General features: G+C 71.0%; 23 protein-coding genes and 2 pseudogenes. 17 read left to right on the top strand and 8 right to left on the bottom strand.

The annotated features are described in order from the left end of the window. Positions 1–28: 28 nt before the first annotated feature. Together BJF80_RS05355 and BJF80_RS05350 are read right to left on the bottom strand one after the other, a co-directional pair. On the bottom strand, positions 29–646 hold the full coding sequence (locus BJF80_RS05355) for a vitamin K epoxide reductase family protein (RefSeq protein WP_075811993.1): 618 nt from the start codon (positions 644–646) through the stop codon (positions 29–31). After that, positions 627–1,284, bottom strand: a pseudogene (locus BJF80_RS05350) (DsbA family protein). Before BJF80_RS05350 ends, BJF80_RS05355 begins: the two are co-directional and overlap by 20 nt. Before the next feature lie 1,528 nt (positions 1,285–2,812). Here BJF80_RS05350 and BJF80_RS18250 point away from each other — a divergent pair. The 8 genes and pseudogenes from BJF80_RS18250 to BJF80_RS19800 all read left to right on the top strand — a co-directional run bounded on the left by BJF80_RS18250 (position 2,813) and on the right by BJF80_RS19800 (position 12,385). Next, positions 2,813–3,052, top strand: coding sequence for a hypothetical protein (locus tag BJF80_RS18250; RefSeq protein ID WP_143553984.1), 240 nt, complete (start codon positions 2,813–2,815; stop codon positions 3,050–3,052). A gap of 204 nt (positions 3,053–3,256) precedes the next feature. After that, complete coding sequence (locus BJF80_RS05340) at positions 3,257–4,723, top strand: cytochrome ubiquinol oxidase subunit I (protein WP_075811991.1); 1,467 nt, start codon at positions 3,257–3,259, stop codon at positions 4,721–4,723. A gap of 45 nt (positions 4,724–4,768) precedes the next feature. Beyond that, positions 4,769–5,869: a cytochrome d ubiquinol oxidase subunit II gene (cydB, locus tag BJF80_RS05335; RefSeq protein ID WP_075811989.1), complete on the top strand. Its 1,101-nt coding sequence runs from the start codon at positions 4,769–4,771 to the stop codon at positions 5,867–5,869. Between the two features lie 15 nt (positions 5,870–5,884). Continuing rightward, entirely contained in the window at positions 5,885–9,406 is a 3,522-nt protein-coding gene (gene cydC, locus BJF80_RS05330) for a thiol reductant ABC exporter subunit CydC (RefSeq protein ID WP_075811987.1), read from the top strand. Between the two features lie 829 nt (positions 9,407–10,235). Then, positions 10,236–11,048, top strand: a pseudogene (locus tag BJF80_RS05325) (ATP-binding protein); the annotation flags it as partial. A gap of 161 nt (positions 11,049–11,209) precedes the next feature. Beyond that, positions 11,210–11,461 (top strand): DUF4143 domain-containing protein, encoded by a 252-nt coding sequence (locus BJF80_RS21755; protein ID WP_527251115.1) that lies wholly within the window; start codon positions 11,210–11,212, stop codon positions 11,459–11,461. Positions 11,462–11,606: 145 nt separating this feature from the next. After that, positions 11,607–12,002: a hypothetical protein gene (locus BJF80_RS19805; protein ID WP_237767430.1), complete on the top strand. Its 396-nt coding sequence runs from the start codon at positions 11,607–11,609 to the stop codon at positions 12,000–12,002. Next, positions 11,954–12,385: an alpha/beta hydrolase fold domain-containing protein gene (locus BJF80_RS19800; RefSeq protein ID WP_237767429.1), complete on the top strand. Its 432-nt coding sequence runs from the start codon at positions 11,954–11,956 to the stop codon at positions 12,383–12,385. The genes BJF80_RS19805 and BJF80_RS19800 overlap by 49 nt, the downstream gene beginning before the upstream one ends. On the opposite strand, the gene BJF80_RS19190 is transcribed toward BJF80_RS19800, so the two are convergent. Beyond that, on the bottom strand, positions 12,345–12,530 hold the full coding sequence (locus tag BJF80_RS19190; protein ID WP_202817141.1) for an SRPBCC family protein: 186 nt from the start codon (positions 12,528–12,530) through the stop codon (positions 12,345–12,347). The two genes, BJF80_RS19800 and BJF80_RS19190, sit on opposite strands and share 41 nt — an antisense overlap. A 149-nt stretch (positions 12,531–12,679) precedes the next feature. Here BJF80_RS19190 and BJF80_RS05310 point away from each other — a divergent pair, with 149 nt between their 5' ends. The 5 genes from BJF80_RS05310 to BJF80_RS05290 all read left to right on the top strand — a co-directional run bounded on the left by BJF80_RS05310 (position 12,680) and on the right by BJF80_RS05290 (position 14,562). Continuing rightward, entirely contained in the window at positions 12,680–12,931 is a 252-nt protein-coding gene (locus BJF80_RS05310) for an antitoxin (RefSeq protein ID WP_075812181.1), read from the top strand. Beyond that, positions 12,928–13,353: a TA system VapC family ribonuclease toxin gene (locus BJF80_RS05305; RefSeq protein ID WP_075811983.1), complete on the top strand. Its 426-nt coding sequence runs from the start codon at positions 12,928–12,930 to the stop codon at positions 13,351–13,353. Before BJF80_RS05310 ends, BJF80_RS05305 begins: the two co-directional genes overlap by 4 nt. A 322-nt stretch (positions 13,354–13,675) precedes the next feature. After that, complete coding sequence (locus BJF80_RS05300; RefSeq protein WP_075811981.1) at positions 13,676–13,897, top strand: hypothetical protein; 222 nt, start codon at positions 13,676–13,678, stop codon at positions 13,895–13,897. 15 nt (positions 13,898–13,912) lie between these two features. Continuing rightward, positions 13,913–14,140, top strand: coding sequence for a ribbon-helix-helix protein, CopG family (locus BJF80_RS05295; protein ID WP_075811979.1), 228 nt, complete (start codon positions 13,913–13,915; stop codon positions 14,138–14,140). Continuing rightward, positions 14,137–14,562: a TA system VapC family ribonuclease toxin gene (locus tag BJF80_RS05290; RefSeq protein WP_075811977.1), complete on the top strand. Its 426-nt coding sequence runs from the start codon at positions 14,137–14,139 to the stop codon at positions 14,560–14,562. The genes BJF80_RS05295 and BJF80_RS05290 overlap by 4 nt, the downstream gene beginning before the upstream one ends. A 52-nt stretch (positions 14,563–14,614) precedes the next feature. On the opposite strand, the gene BJF80_RS05285 is transcribed toward BJF80_RS05290, so the two are convergent. Further along, complete coding sequence (locus BJF80_RS05285) at positions 14,615–15,349, bottom strand: GNAT family N-acetyltransferase (RefSeq protein ID WP_075811975.1); 735 nt, start codon at positions 15,347–15,349, stop codon at positions 14,615–14,617. A 139-nt stretch (positions 15,350–15,488) separates the two neighbouring features. On the opposite strand from BJF80_RS05285, the gene BJF80_RS05280 reads away from it, so the two are divergent. Together BJF80_RS05280 and BJF80_RS05275 are read left to right on the top strand one after the other, a co-directional pair. Further along, positions 15,489–15,779, top strand: a complete 291-nt coding sequence (locus tag BJF80_RS05280; RefSeq protein ID WP_075811973.1) for a type II toxin-antitoxin system Phd/YefM family antitoxin — start codon at positions 15,489–15,491, stop codon at positions 15,777–15,779. After that, complete coding sequence (locus BJF80_RS05275; RefSeq protein WP_202817140.1) at positions 15,776–16,195, top strand: type II toxin-antitoxin system VapC family toxin; 420 nt, start codon at positions 15,776–15,778, stop codon at positions 16,193–16,195. Before BJF80_RS05280 ends, BJF80_RS05275 begins: the two co-directional genes overlap by 4 nt. Positions 16,196–16,261: 66 nt before the next feature. Here BJF80_RS05275 and BJF80_RS05270 read toward each other — a convergent pair whose 3' ends face one another. Beyond that, positions 16,262–17,236, bottom strand: a complete 975-nt coding sequence (locus BJF80_RS05270) for an aldo/keto reductase (protein ID WP_158068477.1) — start codon at positions 17,234–17,236, stop codon at positions 16,262–16,264. A gap of 215 nt (positions 17,237–17,451) precedes the next feature. On the opposite strand from BJF80_RS05270, the gene BJF80_RS05265 reads away from it, so the two are divergent. Beyond that, on the top strand, positions 17,452–18,210 hold the full coding sequence (locus BJF80_RS05265; RefSeq protein ID WP_075811967.1) for a class I SAM-dependent methyltransferase: 759 nt from the start codon (positions 17,452–17,454) through the stop codon (positions 18,208–18,210). 1 nt (position 18,211) lies between these two features. Next, positions 18,212–18,859: a hypothetical protein gene (locus BJF80_RS05260; protein ID WP_075811965.1), complete on the top strand. Its 648-nt coding sequence runs from the start codon at positions 18,212–18,214 to the stop codon at positions 18,857–18,859. A 122-nt stretch (positions 18,860–18,981) separates the two neighbouring features. On the opposite strand, the gene BJF80_RS05255 is transcribed toward BJF80_RS05260, so the two are convergent. From BJF80_RS05255 to BJF80_RS05250, 3 genes are read right to left on the bottom strand one after another with little or no spacing between them, the layout of a single operon-like run. Beyond that, the gene (locus BJF80_RS05255) at positions 18,982–19,401 is read right to left on the bottom strand and encodes a VOC family protein (RefSeq protein ID WP_075811963.1); all 420 of its coding nucleotides are present in this window, start codon (positions 19,399–19,401) and stop codon (positions 18,982–18,984) included. Further along, positions 19,398–19,718: a helix-turn-helix domain-containing protein gene (locus BJF80_RS17570; protein ID WP_158068476.1), complete on the bottom strand. Its 321-nt coding sequence runs from the start codon at positions 19,716–19,718 to the stop codon at positions 19,398–19,400. The genes BJF80_RS05255 and BJF80_RS17570 overlap by 4 nt, the downstream gene beginning before the upstream one ends. Further along, positions 19,652–20,278: a hypothetical protein gene (locus tag BJF80_RS05250; RefSeq protein ID WP_083673464.1), complete on the bottom strand. Its 627-nt coding sequence runs from the start codon at positions 20,276–20,278 to the stop codon at positions 19,652–19,654. Before BJF80_RS05250 ends, BJF80_RS17570 begins: the two co-directional genes overlap by 67 nt. Positions 20,279–20,288 lie beyond the last annotated feature (10 nt).

The raw sequence follows: 20,288 nt of genomic DNA, 5'->3' as shown, positions 1-20,288 counted from the left end.
GGGGCGTCTTCGCACCCTGGGCACACTCCTACACCAGGGTGACCCAGTAGTCCCAGAACCGGACGGCGATCAGACCGGCGACCACGAGAGCCCAGGCGACGACGAGGCTGCTGGCGTATGTCCCGACCCAGCGGGGCAGCGCACCGGTGCGGGACCAGCGGGCCAGCACCGCGACAAGGGCAGTGACCGTGACGACCCAGACGACCATGCAGTACGGGCACAACGCCCCGATGCGGTAGAGGCTCTGGAAGATGAGCCAGTGCACGAACACCGTGCCCAGGCCCGTGCCCACGGTCAGTCCGCCCCAGTACCAGGACGGCAGCCGGGCGCCACTGAGCACCGTGACGGCGACCGTGACCAGGGCGGCGAAGCCGGCCACGCCCAGGATCGGGTTGGGGAACCCGAGCAGCTCGGCCTGCGGGGTGCTCATGACCGACCCGCAGCTCAGCAGCGGGCTGATGCTGCAGCTGGGCACGTACGCGGGGTCTGCGACCAGCCGGATCTTCTCGACCAGCAGCACGAATGCCGCCGACAGGCCGATCCACCCGCAGACCAGCAGGACCCAGCCGGTCGTCGGCGAGGCTCGCTTCTCCGACTGGGGGGACGCGTCCGACACCGGCCGCGACTCAGTCGTTGACGGCTGCATCGATCTGGGCAAGGAAGTCCTCGGCCGAGGTCACCTGCACCGGCTCTCCGTCCAGGAAGAACGTCGGCGTGCCCTGCACCCCCAGCGCCAAACCGTCCTGCCGGTCCCGCTCAACGCGCTGCTGCGTGGCCGGGTCGCGACCGCGGCGTCATAGGCGTCCATGTCCAACCCCAGCTCCTGCGCGAACTCCCGGAACAGCGGCGCCTTCGACTCCTGCTGCTCGCCCCACTCGGTCTGGGTCTGGTACATCCGCGTGTACATGTCCTCGAACCTGCCCTGCTGGGCCGCGGCCTCCACCGCCACCGCCGCCGTCATCGAGTTCGCGTGCCCGTCGATCGGGAAGTAGCGCACCACGAACGTCAGCTCTCCGGCGTACTGCTCCCGCACCTGCTCCACCAGCGGATAGCCGCCAGGCACGCCTCGCACTCGAAGTCCAAAAACTCCACCAGCACCGGCGCCCCCTCCCCCGCGTCGTCCAGCACGTGGCTGTCCTCGCGCGCCACCGGCACGGACGAACTCGCCCCTGCCGCGTCAGTGACCCCCGGGGCCGACGCCGGGCGGGTCAGCTGCACGGCGATGGCCACCACCGCGGCGAAGACGCCGATCAGCAGGAGGGACAGGATCACGTTACGCCGCAAGAGGGCACTCCTTCATCAGGCACGGACAATCGTCAAGTCAAGCCGCGGAGACGCTCCGGTCCCGCCCCGGATGGTAAAGCCCGACCCTGAGAACCCTCCGCCGGGGAAACAGGACGCCTCATACCGACCCCCGCGGTCGGGGACGGTCACAGGCCGAAGGCGCCCCCTTCCGAGGAGTCTCGCCACGCGCGAGGCCGAAGAGGACGAGTGAACAGAACGTGTTTCCAGCGTCGAAGTACCACCACGGCCGGCCTGCGGGGGGTGACGGGTACCTCGTCGCCACCTTCATCCCCCATGACGCTCGGCGGCGTCATGATGGCCAAGCCGGGCCGGTACGTCGAGGACACGCGTCACACTGCACCCCCGAGATCGACGTCGTAGCCGAGAGCGGCGCCGCGCCAGCTCAACCCCTCGGGCAGGTCCGATGCGACGCCCCCACCTACCCGTGGTCAGCCAGGGTGGCTCGGAGGCCTTCGTCATCGGTCTGTACTCCATCCACTTGATCACGCTGCCATTCTGGCCCGGTATCCGCCTGCCCCCTTGAGGATTCCGACACGTTGGTGAGACGGCCCGCGTCTCACCAACGTGTCACTGCGCAGGTCAAACGGCTGCTTGTCCGACAGGTGCAGCGAACCTACATCTCTTCTCTCTGCTCAAGGTGTGGGGTGTCTCATCTAACGTGTCGGTTTCTCAGGCAGAGGGAACGCGTCGGTGCGCACCCTGGAGAGGTGACTCAAGTCCTATCGTGAGGCCGGACCAGCGGGACTGGTGGCTGCCAGGCTTCTCCGAGACCGTCCTGGCTCCGTTGATCCTCGTGGGACGTGGCGTGCCTGGCAGTGCTGCGGGGACTTCGTCTCTTCGTCGATTCGTCGGCTGACTTCGTCGACACCGGCGACAGCCGCACGCCCAGGACGCACCCGGGTGACCAGGTCCTGGACGACGGTCAGCTCCACCGGCACCCACCGCAGGGTGACCAGCTACATCGCGAACACGTCCAGCGGGGTGGTGTCGAGCACCACGTACTCACCCGGCCGGTCGCCCGCAACTGCCCGTACGGCCACCGGGACGGTTCGCCACCGAGCGGCGAGCCTTGCCCGGCCCGAACGCATGCCGTCCTTTCGACAACTCGCTCAGGCGCCGGTAGGCGGTCGCTCGCGACGGCATCGGGACGACCCCAAGCACGTGCTCCTCGTCCACCCGCTGACGGACTCGGTCGATCACGACGTTCATCGTCGGCTATGGCCAACGTGCTCTACCAGTGCGTCACACCGCAACCCACCGGCGCCGAGGACGGCTGGTGGCCCTTCCACGGCGTCCCGGCCCCACACCAAAGCCTTCGCGCCGCTGGAGTGGGAGCACGCACCCGGGGGGGACCAGCCGTTCTCCAAGGACGCCTCGGAGTACACCAAGAAGCTCGCACTGCGCGAGAACCGGCACGTCGACCCGCTGACCGTGGTCCAGGGCCCGCTGGGCGCCTGGTCGAAGCAGGCAGTCACCATCCCGGCGGGACAAGTCTCTCGCGCTCAAGTTGGCCACCACCCGCAGCCACGGCACCGGCACTCCACCGCAAAGTCAGCCCCTCTCGACGGGCGAGGACGGACAACCGACGTCGCCGGCGGAGCAGGTGGCTTCCCTGCCGGGCGTGGTCGATCTACTCGCCGAACGCTCCAGACAGCAACCGCTGGAGGTGGTCGACGACGTGCACGACGTCTTCGCCCGCTACTACGAGCATCCGGACGCCGACGGGCTGGAGGTGTTCGACGAATGAAGACCAACCCTTGGCGGCCTGGCTGGGCGAGCACGACACCGCCGGCTACCGGCTGTCCCGCAAGGCCGGGTGGGACAGCTTCGTCAACGCGGCCCCGCGCCCGAGGTTCGAGGTCCTCACCCGGGACCTGGGTCTGAGCTACTCACCCGCGAGGTATGGTTTAACGACGTCTCGTAGTACGCACGGTCCCGTGGGAGGGTTTTGATGGACGCACTCGACCTGGCGCGGTGGCAGTTCGGCATCACCACCGTCTACCACTTCTTCTTCGTCCCGATCACCATCGGGCTGAGCCTGCTGGTCGCGATCATGCAGACCCAGTGGATGCGCACACGCAACCCGCAGTGGCTGCGGCTGACCAAGTTCTTCGGCAAGCTGTTCACCATCAACTTCGCCCTCGGCCTGGTCACCGGCATCGTGCAGGAGTTCCAGTTCGGGATGAACTGGTCCGACTACTCCCGCTTCGTCGGCGACATCTTCGGGGCGCCGCTGGCGATCGAGGCACTGCTGGCCTTCTTCCTGGAATCGACCTTCCTGGGCCTGTGGATCTTCGGCTGGGGCCGGATCCCGGAGAAGTTGCACACCGCCTGCATGTGGCTGATCCACCTGGGCACCGTGCTGTCGGCCTACTTCATCCTGGCCGCCAACTCCTTCATGCAGAACCCGGTCGGCTATTGGATCAACCCCGAGACCGGCCGCGCGGAGCTGACCGACTTCCTGGCGGTGCTGACCAACAAGGTCCAGCTGGTCGCCTTCCCGCACGTGCTCACCGCGGCCTACATGACCGGTGGCGCCTTCGTGCTCGCGTTCGCCGTGTGGCACCTGTGGCGCACCCGCACCCCTCAGAGCGACAAGCCGATGTACCGCAAGGCCGCCAAGCTCGGTGCCTGGACCCTGGTCATCGCCGGCGTCGGCGTGATCGTCTCCGGCGACGTGCAGGGCAAGGTGATGAGCGAGGTGCAGCCGATGAAGATGGCCGCGGCCGAGGCGCTCTACGAGGACTACCCCGAGGGTGAGGGCGCGCCGTTCTCGATCATCACCGTCGGCTCTCTCGATGGCACCGAGGAGGTCTGGGCGCTGACCGTGCCCAAGCTGCTGTCCTACCTGTCCACCGGTGATCTGGAGGGAGCGGTCGAGGGTGTTAACGGCATCCAGGAGCGCTACGTGCAGACCTACGCCGGCAACGACCTGACCGAGGTCGAGGACTACCGGCCGCTGATGCCGGTCACCTACTGGTCGTTCCGGCTGATGATGGGCCTGGGCTTCCTCGGCATGGGCATCGGGATGGCGGTCCTGTGGCGCCTGCGCGGCAAGGGCGACGCCGACGGCGAGACCCGGATGGAGGGCAGCCGGTGGTGGGGCTGGGCCGCGGCCACGGTGCTCTTCATGCCGTTGTTCGCCAACAGCTTCGGCTGGATCTTCACCGAGATGGGCCGCCAGCCCTGGGTCGTGATGGGCCTGATGACCACCCAGACGGCGGTCTCCCCCAGCGTGGGGGCGGGCACGGTCGCCCTGTCGATGGTCGTCTACACGGCGCTCTACGGTGTGCTGGCGGTGCTCATGGTCGGGCTGAGCCTGCGCTACGGCCGCGCCGGGGCCGAGGTGGTGCCCGAGGACGCCTCCTACGACCCGAAGGGCCGCACCGACGACGACGCGTTCGTCTTCACCTACTGACCCCGACACGGCATACCCGGACACCATCGAAAGATAGAAGTGACCATGGAACTGACCACGATCTGGTTCATCCTCATCGCCGTACTGTGGATCGGCTACTTCGTGCTGGAGGGCTTCGACTTCGGCGTCGGCGCGCTGCTGCCGGTCCTCGGTCGGGAGAACCCGGACGACCCGGACCAGGAGTCCGGCGAGACCCGCAGGCGGCAGATGCTGTCCTCGATCGGTCCGTTCTGGGACGGCAACGAGGTCTGGCTGATCACGGCCGGCGGCGCGACCTTCGCGGCGTTCCCGCACTGGTACGCCACCCTCTTCTCCGGCTTCTACATCCCGCTGTTGCTCGTCCTGGTGGCCCTCATCGTGCGCGGGGTCGCGCTGGAGTACCGCGGCAAGGTCGACTCGGCCCGCTGGCGTCGACGGATGGACGCCATGATCATCTTCGGCTCGGTCGTCCCGGCGCTGCTGTGGGGCGTGGCGTTCACCAACATCGTCCGTGGCGTGCCGATCGACGCCTCGATGGAGTACGTCGGCGGCTTCTGGGGCCTGCTCAACCCGGTCGCGCTGCTGGGCGGCCTGGTCACCCTCACTCTCTTCGTCACGCACGGGGCGCTGTTCATCGGTCTCAAGACCGACGGGCAGCTGCGGTATGACGCCCGCGTCCTGGGCATCAGGGTGGGCGTGATCTCGGCCGTGCTCGCGGTGGTCTGGCTGGCCGTCATCCACCTGGAGAGGGGGGCCGTCGTCTCCTGGGCGCTGGCCGCGGTCGCCGTCGTCGCCCTGCTGCTGGCGCTGGGCAGCGCCCGCCAGGGTCGCGAGGGCTGGGCCTTCTCCGGCACCTTCGTGACGATCCTGCTCGCCGTCGGCTCGCTGTTCGTCGCGCTCTACCCCGACGTCATGCCGTCCACGCTGAACCCGGAATGGTCGCTCACGGTGGAGAACGCCGCCTCCAGCCAGAAGACGCTGGGCATCATGACCGTGGTCGCGCTGATCTTCACCCCGATCGTGCTGCTCTACCAGTCGTGGACCTACTGGGCCTTCCGCAGGCGGGTCAAGGGCCACCACATCCCGACCTCCGTGCACCACGCGGCCGTGACCGGCGAGACCACCGGCCTCGACGACCGGGCCGAGCCCGCCGGCAGCACCCCCTGACCGGACCTGTCGACCGTGCGTCCCTTCGACCCCGCCCTCCTGCGAGCCCTGCCCGCCACCCGCGGGCCGGTGGCGCTGCTCTCGCTGGTCGGTGTCGTCTCCGGCGCGGTGGCGATCGCCCAGGCGGTGGCGCTGGCCTGGGCCGTGCACCGGGTCGTCACCGGCGGCGACCTGACGGGACCGCTGACCTGGCTGGTGCTGCTCCTCGCCGCCCGCGGCGTCCTGGCCGGGCTCACCGAGCACGTCGCCCGCGTCGCCGGCCTGCGGGTCGCGGCCGTGCTGCGGCTGGCCGTGCTGCGGCGCTGGCTGCGTCGGCCGGAGGAGACCCGGCCGCCGGCGGAGGTCGGGGTCACCCGGGCGACCGAGGGGGTCTCGGCCGTCGAGCCGTATGTCGCCCGCTACCTGCCCGCCCTGGTCACCGGCGCGGTGGTGCCCGTGCTGGCGGTGCTCACCCTGGCCGTGATCGACGTGTGGAGCGCCCTCATCGTGGTGCTGACGGTCCCGCTGCTCCCGCTCTTCGCGGCGCTCATCGGCCAGCACACCCAGGACCAGACCGAGCGCCGGTGGGAAGCCATGGCGCTGCTCGCCGGCCACTTTCTCGACGTGGTCCGCGGCCTGCCGACGCTGGTCGGATACGGCCGCGCCTGGGCCCAGGTCGACGTCGTGCGCGAGGTCGGGGACCGGCACCGCAGGGCCACCGTCCAGACGCTGCGCACCGCCTTCCTGACGACCGCCGCGCTGGAGCTGCTGGCCACCATCTCCGTCGCGCTGGTCGCGGTCGCGGTCGGACTGCGGCTGGCCTTCGGGCAGCTGGACCTGCTCACCGGCTTCGCCGCGATCCTGCTGGCCCCGGAGGCCTACTGGCCGATCCGCCGGGTCGGCGCCGAGTTCCACAACGCCGCCGACGGCGCCGAGACCCTGGAGAAGCTGCGCGCCGAGGGGGTGCTGGATGAGCAGGGCGAGGAGGGCACCACCGGAGCAGGGCCGGCCGCGGCGGCCGCGACCAGGTCCGGACCGGACGGGGTCGCCGCCGACCGCACCGCCCTCAGACCCGACCAGGTCGGCCTCGCCGGCGTCTCCTACGCCCATCCGGGCCGCAGGCGCAGCATCGTCGACGTGAGCCTGACCAGCCTCGCGGACCCGGGGCTGACCGCGCTGACCGGCCCCTCCGGCGCGGGCAAGACCACCGTGCTCGAGCTGCTGGCGGGCTTGCGCACCCCCGACGCCGGGCAGGTCGTCGCACCGCGGGCCCACCTCGCCGCCCAGCGCCCGGTCATCCTGCCCGGCACGGTGCGGGACAACCTGGCCCTGGTGGACGAAGGCCTGACCGGCCCGCAGATGGTCGCGGCGTTGGACCGGGTGGGGCTGTGGGACGCCCTGGCCGGGCGCGAGGGGCTGGACACCGTGCTCGGGGACGACGGCTTCGGCCTGTCTGCCGGGCAGCGCTCGCGCCTCGCGCTGGCCCGGGCCGCGCTCAGCGGCGCGCCCCTGGTGCTGCTGGACGAACCGACCGCCAACGTCGCGATCACCTCCCTGCCCGCGCTGCACACCGTCATCACCGCCCTGGCCCGAACCCGCCGGGTGGTCGTCGTCACCCACGACCCCGACCTCGCCGCCCTGGCCGACGACCGGTGGCGGGTCGAGCCCGCACCCGCGCCCGCACGGCACCGTCCGCCCGCTCCGCTCCACGCGCGCGTCCCCACCACCGGCGCAGGTGTGACCACCGCGCACCGTGACCGCGCCGGGGGGATGGGCAACGCCAGGGAGAAGGACGACAGCGACGGGACGGCCGGCCCCGGGGACGGAGCCCACCCCGAGCCCGGTGTCGTCGCCCCGATCGAGACGCCTCGGGGTCGGCACGGCCTCGTCCTCGCCTGCCTCATCGGCGGCGCCTCCGTCGCCTGCGGCGTGGCCCTCACCGCCACCTCCGGGTGGCTGATCGTGCAGGCCTCCACGCAGCCGGTGATCCTGACCCTGCTGGTGGCGATCGTCGGAGTGCGGGCGTTCGGCATCTTCCGGCCGGTGTTCCGCTACGCCGAGCGAGTGGTCTCCCACGACGTCGCGCTGGAGGAGCTGGCCGACCGGAGGGCGGACGTCTTCGCCCGGCTCATCCCGCTGACCCCGGCCCGGCTCGGCCGACGCAGCCGCGGTGAGGTGCTGACCACCGTCGTGCGCGACCTCGACGACGTCGTCGACGAGCGGGTCCGCGTCACCGTCCCCGCGTGGTCTGCGGTCCTGGCCACCGTCGTCGGCGTGGTCCTCGCCGGCTGGCACGTGCCCGCCGCCGGCCTCGCCCTGGCCGCGGGTGCGCTGCTGGTGCTGGCGGTCAGCGCCGCCGGGTACGTGCTCGAGCACTCGGCCCAGGGCCAGGCGGTGCGCAGCCGCGGACAGGTGCAACACCTGACGACCGCGCTGACCTCGCGGCTGCTGGCGGTGCAGGCCGTCACCGGCGTCGACGCCGACCCCCGGCCCCTGGTGCGGCCGGTGGCCGAGGCGGAGGAGGCACAGCAGGCTCTCGAGACCCGGTTGATCCGCGCCCGGGCGCTGACCATCCTCGGCCTCTGGCTGGTCGTCGCCGCGACCACCGCGGTCGTGGCCCAGCTGACCTGGTCGGCCCACACCGCCGGCCTGCTCTCCGCACCCTACGCCGCGATGGTCGCGCTGATCCCCCTCGCCCTGGCCGACCCCTGGACCGACTCCGCCGACATCGCCGGGGCCCGCGCCCGGGCGCGGGCCGCCGCGGCCCGGCTCGCCCGGGTGCTGGACCAGGGGCCCGCGGTCGCGACCGGCGGCGCGCAGGACGAGGACCAGACCGGCCGCGCACCAATCACCCACCTGGCCCTGAACAGGGCCGGCGCGAGCTGGACGGCCAGCCCCGCCCGGGCAGGGGCGGGGGGCGAGGGCCCGCCGCATACCTCCCTCGACCTGCCACCGCTCGACCTGGACCTGCCGCCGGGCACCCGTGTGGCGCTCACCGGGCCCAACGGCACCGGCAAGTCGACCGCGCTCGCGCTGCTGGCGCGGCACCTGGACCCCGCGACGGGCAGCTGCACCGCCGACGGCCAGGACGTGCGCGACCTGCCGCTCGGCCAGGTGCGCGGCGCGATCGCCGTGGTCGACGACGAGCCGCACGCCTTCCTGGGCTCGGTGCGGGCCAACCTCGTCCTGGCCGCGCCGGAGGCGAGCGACGATGAGTTGCTCGCCGCGTTGGACGCGGTGGACCTGGGGCACTGGTACGACACCCTGTCCGACGGCCTGGACACCCGGCTGTCCGGCCTGTCCGGCGGCGAGCGCGCCCGGCTGTCCCTCGCCCGTGCCCTGGTCTCGGCCCGTCCGGTCGTCCTCCTCGACGAGCCCACCGCGCACCTCGACGACGCCACCGCCGAGCGGGCCCTGGCCGGCCTGCTCGCCTCCCGCCCGGCGGACGACGGCGTCGTCGTGATGGTCAGCCACCGGCCCGGGAGCGGCGCCGGCTGGGTCACCGAGCAGGTGCACCTCGGAAAGGCTCGATCAGCGCAGGTGGCCAGGATCGGCTAGGCATGTCCCTGGTCGTCGCGGTCGTGCTCCTCGCCCCGGCAGGGCCGGCGTTCTGGCACTTCCTGCGGTAGCGCGATCGGTGGCCTCGGTATGGGGCTGGTCGTCGGCCCGCTGACCGAGACGGCCCTCTCCCGGGTGTCGCGCAACCACGCCTCCGAAGCCTCCGGGGTGTCAAACAGCGTTGGTCAGTTCTCCGCCAGCCGCGGATTCGCCACCGTGGGGAGCACGTACTTCGCCATCGTGGCCAGCGCGGCCAAGCCCTCCGACCCCCCTCTACAACAGCGGCCTGAGCGTCGCTCTAACCGTCGGGATTGCTGTCGCTCTGCTCGCCGCCGTTGTTGCCATCCGCCTGCCCCAGCACCACATCATCCCGGCGAACCAGCCCATGGACATTGACGTGGATCGATGACCGGGCCCCTGTTCCAGCGACGATCCTCATGTGGGACGGCCACTGTCGATGGTGCCATCCTGTACATCGACGTCGTCGGTACCGTAGCGACGGGCGTGCACGCCGGCGGGCGGACGACGCATGCTCACCCAAGTTGGAGCGACCCAGGCTGGCTCCAGTGCTCTGCCGTCCGGCGATGCTGGCCGGCGGAGCCAAGCCACGGGATGGGCTCACCATGAGGATTCGGACAAGTTGGTGAGACGGTCGGCGTCCCGACAATCTGTCCCATCGCAGGTCAACGGCTCGCGGCGATGACAATCCGCGCGAGAACCTACAGCACGCACGGGAGAACATCCAAAAGTAGTGCAGCGATGCGACTAAACGCAGCGTAACAAGGCGACTGAGAGTAGTGTAGTGCCCGTGGATTACCAACGCAGAGCGATGGACGATGAGCTGGATCGACTCCTGCCGCTCTCTCCTGCCATCGCCCTCGAGGGCGCCAAGGGCGTCGGGAAGACCGACACCGCGCGGCGGCGCGCACGCACCACCTACCTCCTCGACGACCCCGACGACCTCGCGGCGTTTCAGGCTGATCCGCGGGCCATTCGAGACACGGCCACCCCGGTCCTTCTCGACGAATGGCAGCGGCACCCAGCCAGCTGGGACGTAGTGCGACGATGGGTCGACGCGGGCGCCGAGCCAGGTTCTGCCCTGCTGACGGGGGGCGCCGGGCTGAGGTCTGGCGTGGACACGCATTCGGGCGCAGGGAGGATCCTGACGCGCCGGATGCGACCCATGGCACTGTTCGAGCGAGGGGCCACGCGGTGGAGCGTCAGCCTGTCAGGGCTGCTCACGGGCTCGAGCGACGTGTCGGGCAGTACCACGTTCCGAGCTGGCGACTACCTCGCTCAGATCACCGAGAGTGGCTTCCCAGGCATCCGAGCGGCCGCTCCCGACGTGCAGCGGGACCTCCTCGACGCCTATGTAGCGGCCATCATCGACCGCGACCTGGCGGAGAGCGGGGTGCAGGTGCGTCGCAAGGAGACGCTGCGTCGCTGGCTCACCGCCTACGCTGCAGCGTCGTCGAGCACCACGGCATACTCCAAGATCCTCGACGCCTCGACCGCTGGTGACGGCTCGCAACCGGCCAAGACCACCACGATCACCTATCGAGACCACCTCACGGGAATCTTCGTGCTGGACCCGGTCCCGGGCTGGAGCCCCTCGGCCGACCCGTTCGCGCCGCTCCAGGTCGGCCCGAAGCATCAGCTCGTCGATCCGGCGCTCGCCGCTCGCATGTTGGGACACACCGCCGCCTCGCTGCAGGGAACTCGGGGACGGGCTCTGACGGGGCCGCTCTTTGAGTCTCTGGCCACTCTGTCCGTGCGAGTGGCTGCAGAGCGGGCGCGCGCCGCGTGGGACACCTTCGCACCCGTCAGGGTGATCGCGAGGTCGACCTCGTGGTCGAGGGCCCCGAGGGCCAGGTCCTGGGAGTCGAGGTCAAGTGGTCTCGCGAGGTGGGTGATGCCGATGTCAAGCACCTGCACTGGTTGCGCGACAAGATGGGGGCCGACTGCGTGGACACGCTAGTGCTCTCGACCGGCAGTCGCGCGTATCGGCGGCGTGACGGTGTGGCCGTCGTCCCGCTCGCGCTGCTCGGGGCCTGAACCCTCCTGGCGACGACAGACCAGCAAGTTCGCGATGGTGGGTCCTTTGACGCGTCCAGCGGTTTCGGAGTGGTCCGCGGCTGGCTCCCACCCCGCCGGGTCTGGTGCACTGGCATCCGTGTCACCGCGCGACAAGGAGACCCTCATGAAGTTGATCTGGACCGCCGTGTTCACGGCTTTGGCCGCGGCCGGGCTGGCCAAGCATCGACAGGTATGCCGAGCCAGGCCCGAGCTGCGGGTTGCCGCGGCATACAGCCCGAACCCCCTCTCCGACCGCAGCCTGCCACTCATCAAGGCCGGTCTGGCCCGGTTGCCGCAGGCCGAGGACGCCAGCCGCACGCAAGTCTCGGTGCCGTCGCCGGACGGGCCGGTGACGGCCTTCACCTACGCCCCGGCGTCGGGCGAGCCCCACAGTGCGCTGCTCTGGATCCACGGCGGCGGAAGGGTCTCGCCGCCGAGCTCGCGCAGCGCGCGCACGACGAGGGGCTCCAGGTGGACTTGCAGCTGCTCCTCTACCCGATGCTCGACGACCGCACCCTGAGTCACGGGCCCCAGGACCGTGGTCGCCTCGTGTGGACACCGGGCGCGAACCGCGCCGCATGGTCCGCCTACCTCAGCCACCCCGCGGGGCAGGACGAGCAGCGCCCGTATGCCGTCGGCGCCCGTCGCGACGACCTCACCGGACTGGCGCCGGCGTGGATCGGCGTCGGTGACCTCGACCTTTTTTACGACGAGGACGTCGACTACGCCCGGCGGCTCGAGGCGGCCGGGGTCGCGGTCGAGCTGCACGTCGAGGAGGGGATGTACCACGGCGCCGATGCGCTCCCGGGCACGGCAGACGCACCCTCGATGGTCGCCCTCCGGGGCCGGATGGCCGAGGCAGTCAGAGCCGCGATGCAGCGGGAGCCCCTCGATCGGTCGTGACCGGCATCCCCTCGAAGGTGAACCTCTGCACGATGCGGTCCTCGGTGATCTGGTGGAAGCACCCGCGGAACCAGTACTCCTCACCACCGCGGCGGGCGACGTAGCGTTCCCACGACACGATGGCGACGATCTCTACCGTCGGCACGACCAGGCGACGTGGGTCACGCCGCAGCAACGACTCCCCTACGCACAGGCACTGGGGAACGAGCTCGGGCTACCCACGACCTTCGCGTGACGACGTGCAACCCAATTTGCACACAAAGCATCAACTGCCATGATGCTATGCTGTCAATCATGCGGACGACGGTCACGCTCGACGCCGATGTCGAGCACATCATCAGGCGCCGGATGCAGGAGAAGGGCGTCTCCTTCAAGCGCGCGCTCAACGGCGCCATCCGTGACGGCGCACAGGACCGGCCGACGCGGCGCCACGAGACGCCGACGTTCGATATGGGCGTACCCACGGTGGATGTGACGAAGGCTCTACGCCTGTCCGGCGAGCTCGAGGACGAGTCGCTCCTCGGGCGTCTACGACGTGGAGCATGAAACTCGTCGATGCCGACGTGCTCCTGCACGCCGTCAACAGCGCGTCCCCCGACCATGCCGTCGCCAAGCGGTGGCTGGACGACTCGCTCAGCGGCAAGGACACGGTGGGCCTGGCGTGGGCAGCACTGCTCGCGGTCGTGCGACTGGCCACCCGCCCGGGGCTCTTCGCCCGGCCCCTGACCACCGACGAGGTTCTCGGCGTGGTCCGCGGCTGGCTGACCGCCCCCTCGGCCATCGTCCTCCACCCGGGCGAGCGTCACCTCGACCTCCTCGGTGAGCTGCTGTTCTCCGCCGGCACCGCGGGCAACCTCACCAGCGACGCACACCTCGCCGCTCTGGCGCTGGAGCACCACGCCACCGTCGTCACCTTCGACGCGGACTTCGACCGCTTCCCGGGGCTGACCTGGATGCGGCCCGCCTGACGTCCGGTATCGCCCTCCCCGCTCCTCTTTGACCGAAGCAGCAGCGACTCCTGCGCGCGACGACGACCTCCGGCTGGAGCCGGTCAAGCGGGACTTGCCGCAGCCCCGCGCTCAAGATCGCGCTCGAAGCGGCGCAGCGTCGGGTGGGGCGGAAATTCCGTGCGCGACGTGCTGTCGGTCGGCACCCACCCGTGGCGGCGGTAGAACCTCACGGCGCGCTCGTTCTCGTCGAGACCCGCAACCAGGCGGTGGCGCGTCCCTGGGCGCGCAGGTGGTCGAGTACCTCGTCGTGGGCTCGCGGTGCCAGTCCTGAGCCCCAGGTATGCAGCGCCGTCCCGAAGTGGAGGAACTCATCATCGCAGGTGGCCGCGAAACCAGCCAGCTGACCTTCCTCCCGTGGGGGGCGATGGTCCAGGGCTATGACGGCAATGTGCCTTCAGCAGCGGCGACGCTGCGGTGGCTCGAGCAGCACTACCGCCCCGATCCGGCGATCAGCCGGGAGATCGTGGCGCTTCTCCAGAGCGGGGAGGGTGTCGCATCATGATGCTAGCCTTGCCGCATGAGGACGACGATCACGCTGAGTGATGATGTCGCCGCCGAGGTCGAGCGCCTCCGGCGCGAGCGTGGGATGGGCCCGAGCGAGGCGGTCAACTCCCTTGCCCGTCGTGGCATGGCCACGTCCGACCCGCCGCCCTCTCCCTACGAGCACCACTCGACAAAGCTCGGCCTCAAGGTGGACGTCCGCAACATCGGCGAGGTCCTCGACCTGCTCGACGAGTCGCCGTGATCGTCGACGCCAACATCCTGCTCTACGCCATCGACGAGGACAGCCCCTACTGGGAGCGCGCCTCGACCTGGCTCACGGATGCCCTCTCGGGACACGAACGCATCGGCCTTCCGTGGCAGACCATCGGCGCGTTCCTGCGGATCGCCACCCATCCGCGCATCGCCCAGCACCCTCTCTCGGCTACCGCCGCGCAGGAGTATGTCGACCGCTGGCTCGCTGCCGCGACGGTCTGGGTGCCGCCCGCCACCGGACGCACCGCCGCGGCATACGCAGAGATCACCGAGCGGCACCACGTCACCGGCAACCTCGTCCCGGACGCCCAGCTCGCAGCGCTCGCGCTCGAGTTCGGCGTCGCCGTGGTCTCGGCCGATTCGGACTTCGCGCGCTTTCCCGAGGTCCGGTGGGTCAACCCGCTGGCCTGACCCGCGCCTCCCTGGCCGCTCCCCCGGGTCCGTGGCGCGCTTCGCCGGACCATCACGCCGGGCGGCGCCACTCGACCGTCTCGCGCATGGCCTCGCCCCCGAGCCGGGCGGCCATGCCGTGCGAGCCACGGTTGGTGGTGTCCGTCTCGGTCCGCAGGTGCGTGATGCCTCGGCTCTCCAAGGTCCGAGCCACGTCCTGGACGAGCGCGAGCGCCAGGCGGGTCCGCCGCCAGGGTCGCGTCACGCCGAGGCAGCCGAGACGCGGCTCCGGTGAGCGACTCCATACCCTGATGAGACCGGCCAGACCGCACGAACCAGGGTGCTGGGCCACGCGATAGAGCGCCGTGTCGAACCCCGGATCGTCCAGCGTGGCCGCGAACTCCTCGGCGCTCGCGGTCCACGACTCGGTGCCCGGTATGTCGTGCCGGATCCGGTTGTCGAGCGCCGCGGCCTCCGCGAGATCGACCTCGGTGACGGGCAGGAGGCGGTGCTCGGTGTGCACCCGGGGCAGTGCGCGCAGCCGAGCGAGCGAGAGGCGCCAGACGACCTCTTGACGGATCGGCTCGAAGCCGGCATCGCTGAGCGTTGCGGCAGTTTCCGGGTCGAGGTTCGCGGGGCACGACGCCAGGAGCGGTCCGTGGAGCTCGACGGTCGTGCGGTGCAGCAGCCGACGCCAGACCGACGGGCCCGCGTCCGGCAGGCGCAGTGACCAGGCCCCGTCCGGGCGCAGCATCGCGCGCAGGACAGCCCCGTCCTCCGTGGACCAGGTGCGCGACGCCTCCGCCATCCCTCGATCCTGGCGACAGGAGTCTGGTGACGCCATCAGTTTCCGCTGGCGGACAAGACGCAGGTGCTGAATCAGCCAGACGCCGGCCGTGTGGACGAGATCGAGAGCCCGGTAGCTACAGGTTCGCTACGATAACGCTATGAGCACAGAGATCCGCCAGTCCGACCTGCGCAACGACAATGCCGTCATCATGCGTCGTGTGGCGGCTGGCGAGTCCTTCGTGGTGACGGTCAACGGTCGGGCGGTCGCCGACGTCGTCCCCCACCAGCGCGACACGGGCCGGCGTGCCTTCGTGCCTGCCGCCGACGCCCTCGACGCACTGGCCTGCACGCCGCTCAGCAGAGACGACGCCCGCCGCTGGCTCGCGGACATCCGCCAGGACGACGACACTCCCCGCGACCCCTGGGCGCGCCAGAGCAGCGGCGCATGAGCACCACCGTTCGGCGTGCCATGCTCGACACCTCGGCCATCATCGAGCCGCCTTCCGCCTCGCAGTTGCGCGACCACGCCGACGAGCTCGCGGTGCCGATCATCGCCATCGGGGAGCTGCACTACGGCATCACGGCCACCGACGACCTGGTGGAGCAGACCCGGCGGCGCCAGCGCATCCGCAGCATCCTCGAGGTCTTCGACGTGCTCCCCTTCGACCTGCTCGCGGCGGAGTACTACGAAGCCCTGGCCACCCTGGTCCGCGAGCATGGCCGCAACCCCCGTCCGCGGCGGATGGACCTGCAGATCGCGGCCACGGCGGTGCGGCACGACCTACCGCTGCTGACGCGGAACCCCGACGACTTCTCCGGCCTGGAGGGTGCCCTCGACCTGGTGGCGTTGACACCCAGCGCCTGAGTGGCCCCTGCGGCTCATCGGACGAGGGGGTATGCCGGCGGTCGCCGCCGCGATCGACCGCTGCGGTCAGCTCGGGTCGAACTCGGAGAGCAGATCGGGTCCACCGTCGAGAGCCAGCGCCTCGGTCACCAGCGCGAGGTGCGGGGCCTGCCGACCGGGGCCGACCGTGATCGCGGTGACGTCGGGATGAGCCAGCTGCCAGGCCAGCGCCAGTGCACCGGGTGACGCCCCACGCCGCCGACCCAGGCCGATCAGTAGCGCCACCACAGCCTCCGACTGCGGCGTGAGCTCGTCGGCGAAGTCGGGTTGGTCGGACAGGCGGCTGTGCTCCGGACGCACTCCACCGGCGTACTTGCCGGTGAGGATGCCTGTCACCGACGGCGAGTGCGACGTGTAGGTCAGTCCGCGCTCCGCCGCCAGATCCAGCACCTCCTCCTGGGCCTGGATCTCCAGCAGGTTGAAGGGGTTCTGGACGACCTCGTATCCCCTGATCCCCAGCCGGTCCGCCGCGTCGAGCGCCCGCGTGAGCTGATCAGCGGTGACGTTGCTGGCGCCGAGGAGCTCGCACCGGCCCGCCTCCCGCTGCTCCTCCAACGCCTCCAGGGTGTCCTCGACCGGCGTCGGGTCGCCAGTGCCGTCCGGGCGCATCTCGTGGTCGTCCGGGGCGTGGGTGTAGAGGATCGCGACCTGCTCGACGCCTAACCGCTGGAGGCAGCCGGTCAGCATCGGCCCGATCCAGTCCCGGTCGAAGGGGGCCGGTCGATGGTCCAGCCACGGCGGCGCGACCTTCGTGGCGACGGACACCCGACTCGTGACCTCCACCGGACGAGCCCGGAGCCAGCGTCCGATGATCGCCTCGCTGGAGCCTGCGGCATACCGTGCGGCGGTATCGACCACCGTGATGCCGCACGCGACTGCCTCATCGAGGATGGCGCAGGCCGTGGCCTCGTCGTGGCCTGTGCCGATCTGGCTGAGGTCACCGCCATCGCCTCCGACGTTGCCGGCCCCGAGCACCACCGGCCCGAATCTCCACGCAGTCACCAGGGACTCCTTCGTCAGGGTGGCCGAGAGCATGGCGAAGGACCTGGATTTCGTCAACAGCGCCCGCGGTGCGCCCCGAGTGAGACTCCATCGACGCGGCGGTCGCGCCCGCCATCCACGGTCTGGTGCCGGTGGTGACGTGGGGTGAGCGCAGTCGAGCGGCGAAGCGCGTGTTGATCGAGGAAGTCCCCAGGGTCAGGCCGCACGCTGGTGGTATGACCTCGGACGCCGAAGCGGCAGCGGACACCGCCGCAGCGGCCGTCGTCTCGTGGCGACCCGACGCCTACGACGACTTCGCCGCCAGCTACGAGGCGGAGAACGTCGCCAGCCTGCTCAACGCCTTCTACGCTCGCCCCGCCATGGTCGACCTCGCGGGCGACGTCGACGGGCGCCGGATCCTGGACGCCGGGTGCGGGGCGGGGCCGCTGACCGCGCTGCTGCGCGATCGGGGAGCCCGCATGACCGGGCTCGACGGCAGCCCGGCCATGATCGACCTGGCCCGGAAGCGCCTGGGCGACGACGTGCCGCTGCACGTCCACGACCTGGCCCAACCCCTGCCCTTCGCCGCCGACTCCTTCGACGACGTGGTGTCCTCGCTGGTGCTGCACTATCTCGAAGACTGGGACGCGCCGCTCGCCGAGATCCGTCGGGTGCTCCGGCCGGGGGGCCGCTTCATCCTGGCGGTGAACCACCCCTTCGTGCGCACCTTCACCCACCCGGACGAGGACTACTTCGCGACGCGGCAGTACTCCGACGAGTTCGACTTCGACGGTCGGCCCGCAACGTTGACGATGTGGCACCGCCCCGTGCACGCGATCTTCAACGCCTTCACCCGCGCCGGGTTCGGCATCGAGATGGTCGACGAGCCGCCGCCCTCCCCGCAGACCCCGACCGAGCTCCTGCCGCCGCGCATCGCGAGCGGCGAGCGGACGGCATTCCTCTGCTTCCTCTTCGTCGTGCTGCGAGCGCCCTGACATGCGGTGGCTCCAGCGCGATGTGCCCGCCGCCCGGATAGAGCTCGACGACCTGCCGGAAGACCTCCGCACCCTGCTGGAGGCGACCGTGGCAGGTGAGGAGGTCACCCTCACCCGCGGCGGCGAGCCGATCGGCACGCTCTCCTTCACCTCGCGGGTGCTGCAGGGCGCGATCCTCCACGCAGAGGACGAGGACGACGAGGACGAGCCGGCCACACCGCATACCGAGGGCGTCACCGTGGTCGCGACCGCGATGCGGCTGTCGAAGGCGGTGCGGGCGCGCCTCTCGGAGGAGTTCGGTGACGACTACCTCGTCATCGACATGAAGCAGGCCCCGCGGACTGCCGACGTGCTGCTGGTGCCGCCGGTCAGTACGCAACTCATGGGCAGTCTGCGCGCAATGTTCCCGGACGCGCGCGTCGTGGTGACCGAGATCGAGGACGAGGAGCTCGGCGTCAGCTATGGAGGGCAGGTCGGCCGGATGCTCGACGCCGGCGCCTCCGCCTACCTGCCGTCCCGGCCGATCGCGCAGGTCGCGGCGGGTGTGCGGCACCACCTGGCTCAGACCGAGGGGGCGGCGCTGGAGGGCAGCGGTGGCGCTGCGCCAGCCGCGTTGGAGGCTGCGCCCGAGGTCGGGACCGACGCCTGAGTGGCCCTCGGGTCGCCCGGCGTGCACAAGGGCACACGTGCCGATCCTGACCTGCGGGTTCACGCGTTGCCGCTGCGTTGTGCACGCCGGTCGGTACTCCGGGTGGGTCCGGAACAAGGGGGTCAGCGACGGCGGGGCTCGCCGGCGTAGGTCCCGAAGCTCCACTGGTTGCCCTCGGGATCGCGCACCAGCACCTCGCGGCTGCCGTAGGACTGCTCCACCGGAGCGTCCGGCACGTCGACACCCGCTCCGCGCGCCCGCGCCAAGACGGCATCGACGTCCGCGGTCACGACATACGCCGCCGTGGTGCCTAGGGTCTGGGAGAAGGGAGCGTCGGGGCGGTGCTGACCGAGCATCACACCTCCGCCCTCGGGCCAGTCGAGCTGCGCGTGCTGCAGGACGCCGTCGTCGTCTGTGTAGGCGACGGTCTCCTCGAACCCGAGGGCGACGAGGAAGTCGATGACGGCGCGCGGATCGCGCGCCTGGAAGGCGGGCCAGACGGTCGGCGGGTGCGTGCTGGGATCGGGCGCGGCGTCGGTCATGGCACCGATGCTGGCGCGCGGAGCGCCTCGCCGGCTTGGACGTTCGGGAACTCCTCGGCGAGCCAGGCCGTTGGGCTCAGACCCGCGAACTCGCCGAAGTCGCGGACCAGGTGGGCGTGGTCGTAGTAGCCGTGGTCGACGGCGAGCCCCGCGAGATCGAGCGAGCGACCGGGCACGGACGCGCACGCCCGGGTCGCCAGGGCCCGCCGCGCCGCGTCGAAGCGCACCAGTCGCGCCGCCGTCCGCACCGTCACCCCGAGCTCGGCGGCGAAGAGCGTGCTGAGCCGGCGACGCCCCAGGCCCACGTGCCGGGCCACGTCGTCGACCCGGACGGCCCCCCGCCGGGCACGCACCATCCGCCATGCCTCGGCCACCTCCGGGCGCAGCCTGCGCCGTCGCCGACCGCGAGCCGCCCGAGCAGGAAGTCGGTCACCAGCCCGTAGCGGGTCTGCCAGTCCTCCGTCGCGGCCAGCCGCTCCGAGAGCCGCCGCAGGGCATCCCCCAGCAGGTCGGCGGCGTCCCAGTGATCCACCGGCAGCCCCGCCGCCGGAGCGCCGAAGAGGGCACGCGCCCCCAGCGGCGACACGGCGAGCTGGATCCCCTCCCACGTCTCCGCTTGCAGCACGAGGGCGCTGCGCACGTGGAGCCCGCTCAGCACGACCGCCTGCTCGTCGACCGAGCCGGCGTCGAGCGCCTCCCACGAGGTGGCGGTGCGCAGCGGGGCGCCGATCGCCAGCACCATGGTGAGGGTGTCGGAGGGCAGGCCGCGATGGACACCGGGGCGCATCCCCTCGGCCCGATAGCCGACCATCTCCCGCACGTGCCGACGCAGCGGCGGCGGCAGCACGGCGGGCGGCGGCGAGGTCCACACGACCATCGCCCCATCG

It is taken from the genome of Serinicoccus sp. CUA-874 (assembly GCF_001942225.1).
Taxonomy (GTDB): Bacteria; Actinomycetota; Actinomycetes; order Actinomycetales; family Dermatophilaceae; genus Ornithinicoccus; species Ornithinicoccus marinus.
The sequence above is the reverse complement of the archived record's forward strand: the minus strand, read 5'-3'. Positions and strand labels throughout refer to the sequence as shown.

Bases quoted from the DNA above. Each gene is read 5' to 3' on its own strand.
- BJF80_RS05355 (WP_075811993.1), bottom strand. From the start codon at position 646: ATGCAGCCGTCAACGACTGAGTCGCGGCCGGTGTCGGACGCGTCCCCC.
- BJF80_RS05340 (WP_075811991.1), top strand. From the start codon at position 3,257: ATGGACGCACTCGACCTGGCGCGGTGGCAGTTCGGCATCACCACCGTC.
- cydB (WP_075811989.1), top strand. From the start codon at position 4,769: ATGGAACTGACCACGATCTGGTTCATCCTCATCGCCGTACTGTGGATC.
- BJF80_RS19805 (WP_237767430.1), top strand. From the start codon at position 11,607: ATGAAGTTGATCTGGACCGCCGTGTTCACGGCTTTGGCCGCGGCCGGG.
- BJF80_RS05310 (WP_075812181.1), top strand. From the start codon at position 12,680: ATGCGGACGACGGTCACGCTCGACGCCGATGTCGAGCACATCATCAGG.
- BJF80_RS05305 (WP_075811983.1), top strand. From the start codon at position 12,928: ATGAAACTCGTCGATGCCGACGTGCTCCTGCACGCCGTCAACAGCGCG.
- BJF80_RS05300 (WP_075811981.1), top strand. From the start codon at position 13,676: ATGCAGCGCCGTCCCGAAGTGGAGGAACTCATCATCGCAGGTGGCCGC.
- BJF80_RS05295 (WP_075811979.1), top strand. From the start codon at position 13,913: ATGAGGACGACGATCACGCTGAGTGATGATGTCGCCGCCGAGGTCGAG.
- BJF80_RS05285 (WP_075811975.1), bottom strand. From the start codon at position 15,349: ATGGCGGAGGCGTCGCGCACCTGGTCCACGGAGGACGGGGCTGTCCTG.
- BJF80_RS05280 (WP_075811973.1), top strand. From the start codon at position 15,489: ATGAGCACAGAGATCCGCCAGTCCGACCTGCGCAACGACAATGCCGTC.
- BJF80_RS05275 (WP_202817140.1), top strand. From the start codon at position 15,776: ATGAGCACCACCGTTCGGCGTGCCATGCTCGACACCTCGGCCATCATC.
- BJF80_RS05265 (WP_075811967.1), top strand. From the start codon at position 17,452: ATGACCTCGGACGCCGAAGCGGCAGCGGACACCGCCGCAGCGGCCGTC.
- BJF80_RS05260 (WP_075811965.1), top strand. From the start codon at position 18,212: ATGCGGTGGCTCCAGCGCGATGTGCCCGCCGCCCGGATAGAGCTCGAC.
- BJF80_RS05255 (WP_075811963.1), bottom strand. From the start codon at position 19,401: ATGACCGACGCCGCGCCCGATCCCAGCACGCACCCGCCGACCGTCTGG.
- BJF80_RS05250 (WP_083673464.1), bottom strand. From the start codon at position 20,278: ATGGTCGTGTGGACCTCGCCGCCGCCCGCCGTGCTGCCGCCGCCGCTG.